Raw genomic sequence first — 13,828 nt, 5'->3', positions numbered from 1 at the left:
AGATGGTGGGCACGGCGCCGACGCGCCTTTGCCCACCCTGTACCCTTTTGGGGTTCGCATCCAGTCGAAGGTGTAGACTGGAACACGGGCCGATCCGCCGGGAGCAGCCTTGCCCACCTGTGTCTTGAACACCGACGTAGGAGCCGCGCCCGGGCAGAGCGGCCGCGGTCGAGATCCAGTAGGAGGTTCGCGCCGAGAGCGCCAGTACAGGGATCGATCAGGATCGCGGTGGCCCGCTTTTTGAGAGCAAGGAGGTCCCAACAATGCTCGAAGATGTACGCTGGTTCGTCGGGATCGATTGGGCAACGCAGAGCCATAGCGTTTGCCTGCTGGATACCGAAGGAAGACAGGTTGCTCACTGCGAGTTCGCCCATGAGGGTGCGGGCCTGACGGAGTTGCGCGACTGGCTGCTGCAGAAGACCAACGCCGCACCGGGGCAGATCGCCGTGGCGATCGAGATGCCGCACGGCCCGGTGGTGGAGGTGTTGCTCGAACACGGGTTTGCGGTGTTCGCGATCAATCCCAAGCAGCTTGACCGCTTCCGTGATCGCTTCACGGTGGCTGGTGCCAAGGATGACCGCCGCGATGCCCATGTGCTCGGAGCTTCGCTCCGCACGGATCGCGCGGCGTTCCGTCGGCTTGTGGTCGACGATCCCACGATGATCGAGCTGCGCGAGTGGTCGCGCTTGGCCGACGAACTGCAGCAGGAGCGCACACGTCTTGCCAACCGGCTGCGCAAGCAGTTGTGGCGATATTATCCGCAGGCCACCAAGCTGACCGACGATGTCGCTGACGAATGGTTCCTGGCGCTTTGGCAGATGGTGCCGACGCCGGCCCGTGCGGCCAAGGCCAGCGAGAAGGCAATTGCACGCGTTCTGAAAGCCCATCGCATCCGCCGCCTTGATGCGGCGGGGGTGCTTGAAACTTTACGCGAGGCCCCGCTGTTCGTGGCACCCGGCACCACCGAGGCCGCCTGCGCACACATCCGCAGCTTGGCGGCACGACTGCACCTGGTCAATCAGCAGATCAAGGAGGCGCATCAGAACCTGGACCGTCTGTGCGTCGCAATCGAAGGCGAGGAGAAGGCCTCGGGGCAGAGCTCGGAGCAGTGCGACGTGACGATCCTTCGCTCCTGGCCAGGAATCGGCAGGATCCATCTCGCCACACTGCTCGCCGAGGCCGCAGAGCCTCTGCGCAGGCGAGATTATCATGCTCTGCGCGCCTTGGCAGGGGCCGCGCCGGTGACGCGGCAAAGCGGCAAGCAACGCTTCGTGATCCGTCGCCTCGCCTGCAACAGGCGGCTACAGAGCGCCGTCCATCACTGGTCGCGGGTCGCCATCCAACACGATGAGGCCAGCAGGCGACGCTATGATGCCTTGCGACAGCGAGGACATGGCCACGCGCGTGCTCTGCGCACTGTAGGGGATCGCTTGCTCTTTGCCTTGTGCACGACGCTCAAGCGACACACCCCATACGAGGCGGACTATAGCGCAAGGACCTCCACTAAAGCCTGAGCCTCATTCCTTTGTTCGGCCGGTGTGACCATTCCTTCGTCCCGACCTGCCGATCGCCACAGCGCCGCGCGCAGACGCTGTCCAGGAGGCCGTCGGCACCGGCAACGCCGGCGCGAAGCGTCCTGGACGGCGGCGAGCACGGCGCTATGCTCGCCCATCAAGGACGTCTACCTCTTGACCACGGGTAGGAGGTCCTACGGGACCTATCGTTTCTCCGGCGGCACGTCGCGCACCCGTGCGCAATGCGCCGCGACATCCTCGACGCTGTACTTCAGATGCACCCGCTTGTCCGACGGCACCTGCCTGGTCGTGCAGACGCCCGGCCGCCATTCCTGCGTCGGCCTGATCGGGCGCGGGGCGAAGCCGCCGCCGCAGTTCGGGCAGACGTTGAAGAGTTTTGTCTCGACGCAGTCCGCACAGAACGTGCATTCATAGGAGCAGATCCGCGCATTCGTCGCGTCCGGCGGCAGATCGCAATCGCAATATTCGCAGTTCGGTCGCAGCTGGAGGGCCATGGCTCGATCTCCGAAAGTCAGGCCATGATCATCGCAGACCGCGCGCGCAGCGCGAATGCCGTAGTTCCCTCGATTTCAGCCAGGCTTGATCTCCTTGAGCGGCAGCTTCGAGCTTTCCTTCAGCCTGTCCAGCACGATCGACGAGCGCACATGCGCCACGCTCTGATGCGGCATCAAGACATCGTTGACGAGGTTGGAGAGTCCCTTGAGATCGCGCAGCACGGCCTTGAGCACATAGTCGGCATCGCCCGTGAGCGAATAGGCCTCCTGGATTTCGTCGATCCGGTTCACCAGCGCGCGGAAGCGTTTTGAGTTGTCCGGTGAGTGCGTCGCAAGCCCCACCTGGATGAAGGCGATCACGCCGAAGCCGAGCACCTCGCTGGAGAGGTCGGCGTGATAGCCCGATATCACCTTCTCCTCCTCCAGCCGCATCCGCCGGCGCGAGCATTGCGACGCCGAGAGGCCGGCGAGATCGGCGAGCTCCTGGTTGGTGAGGCGGCCGTCGTCCTGCAGCGCGGTCAGGAGCTTGAGGTCGAAGGCATCCACGGAGATCATGCGCGTTTTGTCCAATTGGTGCACGGATCGTGCATAGGATAGCCAATCTGCGTCCCGTTTGCACGCTCCTTGCGCGTCCGATGAAGGATAGTTCCTCCCGGCAGCAATTTGGGAGAGCAGCATGGGTCCGTTTCCGCACGATGCACCGCCGGCCACCGTCAGCGCCGACAATCCGATGGGCACCGACGGCTTCGAGTTCGTCGAATATGCGCATCCCGATCCGGGCGAGCTGCACGCGCTGTTCAAGCTGATGGGCTATGCGCCCGTCGCGCGCCACAGAACCAAGAAGATCACGGTCTACCGCCAGGGCGACATCAACTATCTCGTCAACGAGGAGCCGGGCACCCACGGTTATGAGTTTGTCGCCGCCCACGGCCCCTGTGCGCCGTCGATGGCCTTTCGGGTGGTCGATGCCAAGGCGGCCTATGAGCGCGCGATCGCGCTCGGCGCCGAGCCCGCCGACGTGCCGTCGGCGCAGAAGACGCTCGATGTTCCCGCGATCAAGGGCATCGGCGGCAGCTTGCTCTATCTGGTCGACCGCTACGGCGCCAAGGGCTCGGCCTTTGATGCCGAGTTCGAATGGTTAGGGGAGCGCGATCCGCGGCCCACCGGCGCCGGCCTGTTCTATCTCGACCATCTCACCCACAACGTCCATCGCGGCCGCATGGATGTCTGGGCCGGGTTTTATGAGAAGCTGTTCAACTTCCGCCAGATCCGCTTCTTCGACATCGAGGGCCGCGCTTCGGGCCTGTTCTCGCGCGCGCTGACCAGCCCGGACGGCAAGATCCGGATTCCGATCAACGAGGACGCCGGCGATTCCGGCCAGATCGAGGAATATCTCAAGACCTATCGCGGCGAGGGCATCCAGCATATCGCCTGCGGCTGCCGCGAAATCCATGGCACGATCGAGGGCCTGCGCGCGGCTGGCCTGCCTTTCATGCCGTCGCCGCCCGGCACCTATTTCGAGAAGATCGATGCGCGGCTGCCCAAGCATGGCGAGGATGTCGCGCGGCTCCAGAAGAACGGCATCCTGATCGACGGCGAAGGCGTGGTCGAAGGCGGGCAGACCAAGGTGCTGCTGCAGATCTTCTCGGCGAATGCGATCGGCCCGATCTTCTTCGAGTTCATCCAGCGCAAGGGCGATGACGGCTTTGGCGAGGGCAATTTCAAGGCCCTGTTCGAATCGATCGAGGAAGACCAGATCCGGCGCGGGGTGTTGAAGGTGGGGAACGCGGCGTAGGTTGCCGTTGTTGGGTACGCTGTGGCATCAAACACAGTCGTCGTCCTGGCGAAAGCCAGGACCCATTACCCCAAGAAGGAGTCGTGGCGCGAACTGGTAACTCCGAGTCTTCGTCAAACCACGTTCGGTGGTTATGGGTCCTGGCTTTCGCCAGGACGACGACTGAGTGTGGCGCGGCGACGTAGGTGTTGCCGCGCCTACCGCCCCGCCCACGCCTTCGTCACCGCCGCGATCTCCGCCGCCTCCGGCTCGCGCACGGCGGACGGCGTCCGCGAGAATCTCGGCGCCGGTGCCGGCTGCTTCACGCCGTGGCGCTCGACGAAGACGTTGCGGGCGACCATGTGCGGATGCTCCGTTGCTTCCGACATGGTCAGCACCGGCGCGAAGCAGATGTCGGTGCCTTCCATGATCCTGCACCAGTCCTCGCGCGTCTTGCTCTTGAACACCGCCGTCAGCTTCTCCTTCAGCGCCGGCCAGGCCTTGCGGTCCATCTGCGCGTCGAAATCGGCATCGGAGAGGCCCGCATGCTCGCGCAGCAGCGCGTAGAATTGCGGCTCGATCGAGCCGATCGAGACGAAATGGCCGCAGGCGCATTCATAGACGCCGTAGAAATGCGCGCCGCCGTCGAGGAAGTTCTGGTTGCGGCCCTCGGTCCAGCGGCCGATCGTTGTCATGTCGAAGAAGAACGACATCAGCGAGGCCGCGCCGTCGCACATCGCGGCGTCGACCACCTGGCCCTTGCCGGACTTCTGCGCTTCCAGCAATGCGGCGAGCACGCCGACAACGAGATAGAGCGCGCCGCCGCCGAAATCGCCGACCAGGTTGAGCGGCGGCACCGGCGCTTCCTTCGTGCCGATCGCGGCCAGCGCGCCGGTGATGGAGATGTAGTTGATGTCGTGGCCGGCGGCGTTCGCAAGCGGGCCTTCCTGGCCCCAGCCGGTCATGCGGCCGTAGACGAGTTTTGGATTGCGCGCGAGCACGACGTCCGGCCCGAGCCCGAGCCGCTCCATCACGCCGGGACGAAAACCCTCAACCAGCGCGTCGGCGCTGGCGAGCAGGTCGAGCACCTCTGCGATCGCTGCCTTGTCCTTGAGATCGAGCTCGATGACCTTGCGGCCGCGGCCCGCCACCGACTTCATGCTCTTCTTCGCGCCGACCCGGTCGAGCGTGACGACGTCGGCGCCCATGTCGGCCAGCATCATGCAGGCGAACGGGCCGGGCCCGATGCCGGCGAATTCGACGATTCGGAAACCGGCGAGCGGGCCGGAGCTGCGGACGGACGAGCCTTCTGATTTTTCTTGGGCGGGTTTATCGAGCACGTTGTTGTTTCCTCGGGTCGCGGGCAAGTGCCGATGTCCGGCAAACGCCTCACGTTGCTCTTGGGGGCGAGTTAATTGGCTGATTAACTTTTCCCGCCTTCCCGCCAGCGAGGCAAGCGGTTTTCATGCCGCATGGGCAAAATAAAACGGCGCGCACCGAAGTGCGCGCCGCGGAAAATTTGTGTCGAGACGCTGGAGCGCTCTATTCGAGCATGATGTTGCCGGAAAACCGCTTCACACTTTTCCGGATCATGCTCAGCCCGCTGCAGCGACCGCGCGCTGCGCCATCACCTTGACGAGGTTGGCACGATATTCCGCCGTGCCGTGGATGTCGGCCAGCAATCCGCTCGCGGGAATGCTGACATTGTCGAGCGCCGACGGCGACCAGTTCGCCTTCAGCGCAGCTTCGATGACGCCAACCCGCATCACGCCGCTCTGCGACGCCCCGGTTGCGGCGACGCGGATCTCGCCGGATTTCGTCTGCGCAACGAACACCGCGGTGAGCGCGAAGCGCGAGGCGGGGTGCCGCATCTTGGCGTAGCCTGCCTTGGCCGGAACCGGGAACGATACGGCAGTGATGATCTCGCCGTCTTCGAGCGCCGTGGTGAACAGGCCCTTGAAGAAATCGCCGGCCGCGATCGACCGCTTGTTGGTCTTCACGGTGGCGTCGAGCGCGAGCAGCGCGGCCGGATAGTCGGCGGCGGGATCGTTGTTGGCGATCGAGCCGCCGATCGTGCCGCGATAGCGCACCGCGGGATCGCCGATCAGCGAAGCCAGATAGGCGAGCGCGGGAATCGCCTTCTTCGCGGCATCGCTGGTCGCCACATCGTAATGCGGCGTGGCGGCCTTGATGGTCAGCGTGTCGCCGGACGCCTCGACGCCGATCATGTCCTTGATCTTGCCAAGGTCGATGACATCGGAGGGACCTGCGAGGCGCTGCTTCATCACCGGCAGCAATGTCTGGCCGCCGGCTAGGAATTTCGCCTCGCTGCTCTTGCCGAACAGGCTGGCAGCCTCGTCGACCGAGGAGGCGCGATGATAGGTGGTCTGGTACATCTTGGTTGCTCCTGAAATCTTTTCTCTGTCATTCCGGGATGCGCCACAGGCGCAGACCCGGAATCTCGAGGTTGAATTCGTGGCTCCAGATTCCGGGTTCGACGCTATGCGTCGCCCGGAATGACGATGATGAGGCGGTTAAGCCGCGTTGATCGTGCGCCACACCCGGTCCGGGGTTGCGGGCATTTCCAGGTTGTTCTTGCCGATCGCATCCGTGATCGCGTTGATCACGGCCGCTGACGCCCCGATCGCGCCGGCCTCACCGCAACCCTTGATGCCCAGCGGATTGCCCGGGCACAGCGTCGTGGTGTGGGAGAGGTTGAACGAGGGCACATCGTCGGCGCGCGGCATGGCGTAGTCCATGAATGAGGCCGTGACCGGTTGGCCATTGGCATCGTAGATGGCGTGCTCGAGGAGCGCCTGTCCGATGCCTTGAACCAGGCCGCCATGGACCTGACCCTCGACGATCATCGGGTTGATCAGCCGGCCGAAATCGTCAGCCGCGACGAAGTCGACGAAGGAGGTCTTGCCGGTGCCGGGATCGACCTCGAGCTCGCAGATATAGGTGCCGGCCGGGAAGGTGAAGTTGGTCGGATCGTAGAAGGCGCTTTCCTTCAGTCCCGGCTCCATCCCGTCAGGCAGATTGTGCGCGGTATAGGCTGCGAGTGCGACCATCGGGAAGGCAATGGCCTTGTCGGTGCCGGTCACCTTGAACTCGCCGTTCTCGATCACGATGTCGGCTTCCGACGCCTCCAGCGCGTGCGCGGCGATCTTCCTGGCCTTGGATTCCATCTTCTCCATGGCCTTCAGGATCGCCGTGAGGCCGACGGCCGCAGAGCGCGAGCCGTAGGTGCCCATGCCGAACTGCACCTTGTCGGTGTCGCCATGGACGATCGAGACCTGGCTGATCGGAACACCCAGGCGATCGGCGACGAGCTGGCAGAACGTCGTCTCGTGGCCCTGGCCGTGGCTGTGCGAACCGGTGAGGATCTCGATGGTGCCGACGGGGTTGACCCGCACTTCTGCGGACTCCCACAGGCCGACGCCAGCGCCCAGGCTGCCGACCGCCTTCGACGGCGCGATGCCGCAGGCCTCGATGTAGCAGGACACGCCGATGCCGCGCAGCTTGCCTTGTGACTTTGCCTGGGCCTTGCGTGCGGCGAAGCCGGCATAGTCGATCGCCTTCATCGCGGCATCGAGCGAGGCATTAAAGTCGCCGGTGTCGTAGGCCATGATGACAGGCGTCTGGTGCGGGAACTGGGTGATGAAGTTGGTCCGGCGCAGCTGGGCCGGATCGACATTCAGCTGCCGCGCCGCCGTCTCCATCAGGCGCTCGATCAGATAGCTCGCCTCGGGCCGGCCCGCGCCGCGATAGGCGTCGACCGGCGTGGTGTTGGTGTAGACGCCGATCACCTCGGCATGGATCGCCGGGATGTTGTACTGGCCCGACAACAGCGTCGCGTAGAGATAGGTCGGCACCGACGACGAGAACAGCGACATGTAGGCGCCGAAATTGGCGTAGGTCTTGACCTTCAGGCCGGTGATCTTGTTGCTCGCGTCGAACGCCATCTCGGCATGGGTGACATGGTCGCGGCCGTGCGCGTCGGTGAGGAAGGCCTCGGTGCGGTCGCCGGTCCATTTCACGGGACGGCCGACCTTCTTGGAGGCCCACAGCGCCACCATCTCCTCGGGATAGATGAAGATCTTCGAGCCGAAGCCGCCGCCGACGTCGGGTGCGATCACGCGCAGCTTGTGCTCGGGGGCGATGTTGTAGAACGCGGACAGCACGAGGCGGGCGACGTGCGGGTTCTGCGACGTGGTGTAGAGCGTGAAATGCTCTTCCGCCGCATCGTAGTCCGCGATCGCCGCGCGCGGCTCCATCGCGTTCGGCGCGAGGCGGTTGTTGGTGACGTCGAGCTTGACCACATTGGCGGCCTTGGCGAAGGCGGCGTCCGTCGCGCCCTCGTCGCCGATCACCCAGTCATAGACCTGGTTGCCGGGCGCTTCGGGGTGAAGCTGCGGCGCGCCGGCCTTGATGGCGGCTTGCATGTCGGCGACGGCCGGAAGCTCTTCATAATCCACGACCACGGCCTCGGCCGCGTCACGCGCCAGGTTCTTGCTGTCGGCGATCACGACGGCGACGGCCTGACCGACGAAGCGCACTGTCTCCGGCGCCATCGCCGGCCACGCGCCCATCTTCATCGGGCTGCCGTCCTTGGAGGTGATGGCCCAGCCGCAGATCAGGTTGCCGACCTTGTCGTCGACGAGCTGCTGCCCCGTGAGCACCGCGACCACGCCCGGCATCTTCAGCGCAGCGGAGGAGTCGATCCCCCTCACCTTGGCATGTGCATGCGGGCTGCGGATGAAATGGGCATGGGTCATGCCCACCAATTTGATGTCGTCCACATACCGGCCCTTGCCGGTAATGAAACGCTTGTCTTCCTTGCGCACGACGCGCGCGCCGATGCCTTCAACACCCATTGTCTGGTCCTCCCGACCGGAAATTTTATGGCTGCGCTTTCCCTCGAAAGCAGCAGCGGTGGTTTTTCGTTCGAGGCGTGCCGCTTTACTCGGCCGCCTGCGAGACCTTCATGCGTCCGGCTGCATCCAGCACGGCCTTGACGATGTTGTGGTAGCCGGTGCAGCGGCAGATGTTGCCTTCGAGCTCCTGGCGGACGGTGGCTTCGTCGAGATCGCCACTGTGACGGTGCACGATATCGATGGCCGACATGATCATGCCCGGCGTGCAATAGCCGCACTGCAGGCCGTGATTGTCGCGGAAAGCGGCCTGCATCGGGTGCAGCTCGTCGCCCTTGGCGATGCCCTCGATGGTGGTGACGTTGGCGCCGTCGGCCTGGCCCGCCAGCATGGTGCAGGATTTCACCGCGCGGCCGTCCATGTGCACGACGCAGGCCCCGCACTGGCTGGTGTCGCAGCCGACATGGGTCCCCGTCAGGTTGAGGTGATCGCGCAGCAGATGGACCAGCAGCGTGCGGTCCTCGACATCGACAGCAACGGCCTTGCCGTTGACCGTCAGTTTGACTGTAGACACGGTGTAGTCCTCCCGAATGTTTGTAGTTATTCTAATTAGAGACAGCGCGAACGAAACTTTGCAACTGGGTTTTTGCTGACCGCGGTCATGGAAGGGTCATCGTGGCGGCCGCCGCATATGTACGATTCGGTCGCGACATCTCGTGCCGCCACCAGCGCATGGCGCGACCTTGCAATGAGCCCAGCGAAAACGGTGTCCACGTCGTCAGCTGCGGCCTGCGCTCAACCGCTATCCCGCGAAGCGCTGGCCTTGAGCGCTGCTGGCCTTGGACGTCGCGCTCCTCGCGCGTCGTTTCTCCCTTTGATGCCTTGTTCCTTGTCGCGAATAGGAGCACGCGCTCACGCCCTTGTAATCGCGATCTTGGTAGTAGGCCGAGGTGGGCTAAGCCATTGATTTTGCTTATGGCGATGCAGCGAAGCTGCGCCCGCACCAGGCCCGCCGGCAAGCCGCCTCTACCACGACCTCCTAGTACTTCCTGGCGATTGATCGCAGCCGGGCGCCCCCCTAGTCGAACCGTACAAGCAACGGCCAAAAGGGGTGGAAGCGATGCAGATGAACGACAGTCAGCGGATCCCGGCGTCAAAGGCCACGGTGCGGGCCGCGCTCAACGATCCCGATATTCTCAGGCACTGCATTCCCGGCTGCCAATCGCTCGAGATGGCATCGCCGACGGAGATGACGGCGACCGTCGTGCTGAAGGTCGGTCCGGTGAAGGCGACGTTCAGCGGCAAGGTGACGCTGACCGACATCGATGCGCCGAACGGCTACCGCATCGTCGGCGAAGGCGCCGGCGGCGTCGCCGGCTTTGCCAAGGGCGGCGCGAAGGTCAGGCTGGAAGAGGAATCGCCTGACGTCACCATCCTGCACTACGAGGCCGACGCGCAGATCGGCGGCAAGCTCGCACAGCTCGGCTCGCGCCTGATCGACTCGACGTCGCGAAAACTTGCCGCGAACTTCTTCGAAAGTTTTGCGGCGGTGGTAGCGCCATCATCGTGACCGATGCGCGGTACCGTCTCACCTCAGTCGTCGTCCCGGACAAGCGTAAGCGCAGATCCGGGATCCATAACCACAAGAAGAAGTTTGGCGCGACGCCGTAACCGCGAATCTTCGTCGCCACGGCTTCCTGTGGCTATGGGGCCCGGATCTGCACGTCGCTTCGCTCCGCTTGTCCGGGACGACGGTTGAGTCTTGGGTCTTGCCGTAATCCGATAGCGCGTTTCGAGCTGAAAAATACGGGCAAGACGCAAGCCAGGACAACGAGATGAGCGGCGAAAGCCGCCGATGATCTGCACTACTACCTTCCGCCTATACTAAGCGCGCAAAGGCGATGCTGTAATTTCGAACGATGGCTCGCAGGCGAACTGCGCATCACGAGCGCAGCGCGCTCAGGCGCCCAACGAGGCGTTCACAACAACATCGCGGAGGGAATACATGACCTTTGGAACGAAGGGCTTCTTGGCCGGCATCTCCATGATTGCGATGCTCGCCGCCGCTACATCCGGCACTCGGGCCAACGAGACGGTGCTCAAGGCGCAATCCGATTCGAACCAGTGGGCCGTCGCCGGCCACGACTACGGCAACACGCGCTTCAGCCCGCTCAAGCAGATCAACACCGAGAACGCCGGCAAGCTGACGCTTGCTTACTCCTTCTCTCTGGCGTCGCTGCGCTCGAACGAATCCTCGCCGATCGTCATCGGCAACACGCTCTACGTTTCGAGCTCCTGGGGCCCGAAATACGTCTATGCGCTCGATGCGGCCACCGGCGCGCGCAAATGGACCTGGGAGCCCGACATTCCCGAGGACGTGCTGCAATACGCCTGCTGCGACGTGAATAATCGCGGCGTCACCTATGCCGACGGCAAGATCTTCGTCGGCCGCCTCGACGGCAAGCTGACGGCGCTGGATGCCGCGACCGGCAAGGCGCTGTGGACGACGAAGGTGGTCGACTACAAGCAGGGCTCGGTCATCACCTCGCCGCCGCTCGTCGTGCGCGACAAGGTCATCACCGGTTTCGGCGGCGGCGAATACGGCGTGCGCGGCTCGCTGCAGGCCTTCGACATCAACACCGGCAAGCAGGTGTGGCAGACCTTCACCGTTCCTTCGCCGGATGAGCCCGGTGGCGACTCCTGGAAAGGCGATTCCGCCCAGCACGGCGGCGGCGCGGCCTGGCTGGTCGGCTCCTACGATCCGAAGAGCGACACGGTCTATTGGGGCACCAGCAATCCCGGCCCGTGGAACACCGCGGTGCGCTCGACCGGCGACGGCAATTTCGGCAAGCTGACCAACCTCTACACCGCTTCGACGGTGGCGTTCGATCCCAACACCGGCAAGATCAAGTGGCACATCCAGACCACGCCGGCCGATGCCTGGGACTATGACGGCGTCAACGAAGCCGTGCTCGCGGATCTGAAGATCGGCGGCAGCACCGTTCCGGCACTGATGAAGGCGGATCGCAACGGCTACTTCTTCGTCGCCAACCGCGAGACCGGCAAGGTGTTGTCGGCGGAGAAATATGTGTTCTCCAACTGGGCCAAGAAGTGGGACGTCGCCACGATGCGCGCGGTCGAGGATCCCGACAAGCGCCCCGGGCCGAATCATCCCGCCAAGGACATCTGCCCGAACCTGATCGGCGGCAAGAACTGGCAGCCGATGTCGTTCAATCCGCAGACCGGCCTCGTCTACATCCCGTCCAACAATGTCTGCATGGACTGGTCGGTCAGTGATGTCGCCTACAAGCGCGGTGTGTTCTATCTCGGCGCCGAATTCCCGACCAAGGAAGGGCCCGGCGGCTTCCTCGGCGAGCTCGTTGCCTGGGATCCGGTCGCGCAGAAGAAGGTCTGGTCGATCAAGGAAGACCTGCCGTTCAACGGCGGCACGCTGACCACCGGCGGTGGCCTCGTGTTTGCCGGCAACATCCATGGCGACTTCCGCGCCATCGATGCGAAGTCCGGCAAGGTGCTGTGGAGCAAGAATCTCGGCTCCGGCATCGGCGCAGGCCCCGTGACCTACCAGGTCGACGGCAAGCAATATGTCGCCATCGTCGTCGGCCGCACGGCTGCGCTGCCTGCGTTCCTGGGCGAGGTAGGAAAGAAGATGACGGCCGCAGCTCCCGAGGGCGGTTCGCTCTTCGTGTTCTCCGTCCAGTGACCACTCGCGCGCGTATCCTCGCGGTGACGGATACGCGCGCGCTTTTTCCAGACTTTAGCTGCGGCATCGGCCGATGCCTGATGTCGCCGCGCCTGGCTCAACAAGCTCCGGCCCAACAACGCTACGGGAGACGAGGATGCGTGCCAATCATTCTGCCATCGGTGCGAGCCGACATCGCGCCATCGCTGGCCTGCTCGCATGTGCCGCCGCGGCGCTGATCATTCCGGCCTCGCCGCTGCACGCCGACGAGGCCCAGCCGTTCCGTCTCTGCGCCGATCCGACCAACCTTCCATTCTCGAGCGATAGTCCGTCCCGGCCGGGCTTCTATGTCGAGATCGGGCAGGCCCTGGCGCAGGCGCTCGGCCGGCCGATCGCCTATGACTGGTACAAATCCTATTTCGGCAAGCGTACCGTGCGCGTCACGCTGCTCGGCAAGCAATGCGACGCCATGATCGGGCTGCCGCGGTCCGAGGATTTCATGGGACCGGCCGTGATCTTCTCCAACACCTTCGCCAAGGAGGGCTATGCTCTCGTGGCCGCCAAGGGCCAGATGCTCGGCGGCATCGACGGCCTCAGGGGCAAGCGGGTTGCCGTGCAGTTCGCCAGCACGCCGCAAAACCTGCTCGCGAGCCGCGACGACATCCAGAAGGTGACGGTGCTGTCGCCCGAGGAAGGCATGCAGGCGCTCGACCAGGGCAGGGCCGACGTCGCCTTCATCTGGGGGCCGGTCGCCGGCTGGCTGAACAAGACCACCTATAACGGTCGCTATCAGATCGAGCTCACCGAAGGCGAAGGCCTGTCATGGGATGCGGCCATCGGCTTTGCGAAGACCTCGACCGAGCTGCGTGATCGCGTCGATGCCGTGTTGCCGCAGCTTCGGAGCACGATCGGCGAACTCGCGGTGAAATACGGTCTGCCGACCGGCGAGCCGGTTCGCTTCGGTGCGGTGCCGGCGGCCGCCACGACGGGGACGGGAACCGGAGCCAGCGTGGCGCAGATCGCCAATGTGGTGGCGACCGAGACCAAGGGCGACGCGGCCGCGCCAGGCGCTGAAGCCGTTGGCGCCGGCAAGGAGATCTTCAACGGAACCTGTGCGCATTGCCACGGTCCCGACGCGATCCAGAGCGAGCGAAAGATCGATCTGCGGCTGCTGCGTCACCGCTACGGCGACGAGATGCGCGAGAAGTACTGGACGACCGTGCACGAGGGACGGCCGACCAAGGGGATGCCGGCCTGGAAGGAGGTCTACACCGACGACCAGTTCGACAGCATCTATTCCTTCCTGCTGACGGTCCAGTCCGAATCGAACGACTGAACGATCTTGACCGAACCCGATCGGGAGGATGTGCTAGCGTCCATCCGGCACCATCCCGGCGCCGGACGGGCGCCGCGTGGTTCTGCCTCTTCCGCTACGGCGGTAGATGCCTGTA

11 protein-coding genes are annotated in these 13,828 nt (G+C 64.3%); 5 read left to right on the top strand and 6 right to left on the bottom strand.

Features of this window, described 5'->3' with window-relative positions:
- Positions 1-263 precede the first annotated feature (263 nt).
- The gene (locus ACVJ19_RS11565) at positions 264-1,514 is read left to right on the top strand and encodes an IS110 family RNA-guided transposase (protein WP_453948482.1); all 1,251 of its coding nucleotides are present in this window, start codon (positions 264-266) and stop codon (positions 1,512-1,514) included.
- A gap of 203 nt (positions 1,515-1,717) precedes the next feature.
- Here the strand turns inward: ACVJ19_RS11565 and ACVJ19_RS11560 are convergent, their stop codons facing one another.
- Complete coding sequence (locus ACVJ19_RS11560) at positions 1,718-2,029, bottom strand: DUF1272 domain-containing protein (RefSeq protein ID WP_453949031.1); 312 nt, start codon at positions 2,027-2,029, stop codon at positions 1,718-1,720.
- A 75-nt stretch (positions 2,030-2,104) separates the two neighbouring features.
- Positions 2,105-2,584, bottom strand: a complete 480-nt coding sequence (locus tag ACVJ19_RS11555) for an Lrp/AsnC family transcriptional regulator (protein WP_453949032.1) — start codon at positions 2,582-2,584, stop codon at positions 2,105-2,107.
- Positions 2,585-2,705: 121 nt separating this feature from the next.
- On the opposite strand from ACVJ19_RS11555, the gene hppD reads away from it, so the two are divergent.
- Positions 2,706-3,824 (top strand): 4-hydroxyphenylpyruvate dioxygenase, encoded by a 1,119-nt coding sequence (hppD, locus tag ACVJ19_RS11550; protein WP_453949033.1) that lies wholly within the window; start codon positions 2,706-2,708, stop codon positions 3,822-3,824.
- A 197-nt stretch (positions 3,825-4,021) separates the two neighbouring features.
- On the opposite strand, the gene ACVJ19_RS11545 is transcribed toward hppD, so the two are convergent.
- The 4 genes from ACVJ19_RS11545 to ACVJ19_RS11530 all read right to left on the bottom strand — a co-directional run bounded on the left by ACVJ19_RS11545 (position 4,022) and on the right by ACVJ19_RS11530 (position 9,251).
- Positions 4,022-5,143 (bottom strand): CaiB/BaiF CoA transferase family protein, encoded by a 1,122-nt coding sequence (locus tag ACVJ19_RS11545; protein ID WP_453949034.1) that lies wholly within the window; start codon positions 5,141-5,143, stop codon positions 4,022-4,024.
- A 255-nt stretch (positions 5,144-5,398) separates the two neighbouring features.
- Positions 5,399-6,199, bottom strand: coding sequence for an FAD binding domain-containing protein (locus ACVJ19_RS11540; RefSeq protein ID WP_453949035.1), 801 nt, complete (start codon positions 6,197-6,199; stop codon positions 5,399-5,401).
- 138 nt (positions 6,200-6,337) lie between these two features.
- Positions 6,338-8,680, bottom strand: coding sequence for a xanthine dehydrogenase family protein molybdopterin-binding subunit (locus ACVJ19_RS11535; RefSeq protein ID WP_453949036.1), 2,343 nt, complete (start codon positions 8,678-8,680; stop codon positions 6,338-6,340).
- Positions 8,681-8,765: 85 nt separating this feature from the next.
- Positions 8,766-9,251: a (2Fe-2S)-binding protein gene (locus tag ACVJ19_RS11530; RefSeq protein WP_453949037.1), complete on the bottom strand. Its 486-nt coding sequence runs from the start codon at positions 9,249-9,251 to the stop codon at positions 8,766-8,768.
- 546 nt (positions 9,252-9,797) lie between these two features.
- Between ACVJ19_RS11530 and ACVJ19_RS11525 the strand changes: the two genes are divergently transcribed.
- The 3 genes from ACVJ19_RS11525 to ACVJ19_RS11515 all read left to right on the top strand — a co-directional run bounded on the left by ACVJ19_RS11525 (position 9,798) and on the right by ACVJ19_RS11515 (position 13,713).
- The gene (locus ACVJ19_RS11525) at positions 9,798-10,247 is read left to right on the top strand and encodes an SRPBCC family protein (protein ID WP_453949039.1); all 450 of its coding nucleotides are present in this window, start codon (positions 9,798-9,800) and stop codon (positions 10,245-10,247) included.
- A gap of 435 nt (positions 10,248-10,682) precedes the next feature.
- Entirely contained in the window at positions 10,683-12,398 is a 1,716-nt protein-coding gene (locus tag ACVJ19_RS11520; protein ID WP_453949040.1) for a PQQ-dependent methanol/ethanol family dehydrogenase, read from the top strand.
- Positions 12,399-12,534: 136 nt separating this feature from the next.
- Positions 12,535-13,713, top strand: a complete 1,179-nt coding sequence (locus tag ACVJ19_RS11515; RefSeq protein ID WP_453949041.1) for a c-type cytochrome — start codon at positions 12,535-12,537, stop codon at positions 13,711-13,713.
- Positions 13,714-13,828: the final 115 nt, after the last annotated feature.

The organism is Bradyrhizobium sp. USDA 376 (assembly GCF_054063675.1).
Note: the sequence above shows the minus strand (reverse complement) of the source record. Positions and strands in the feature narration are given on the sequence as shown.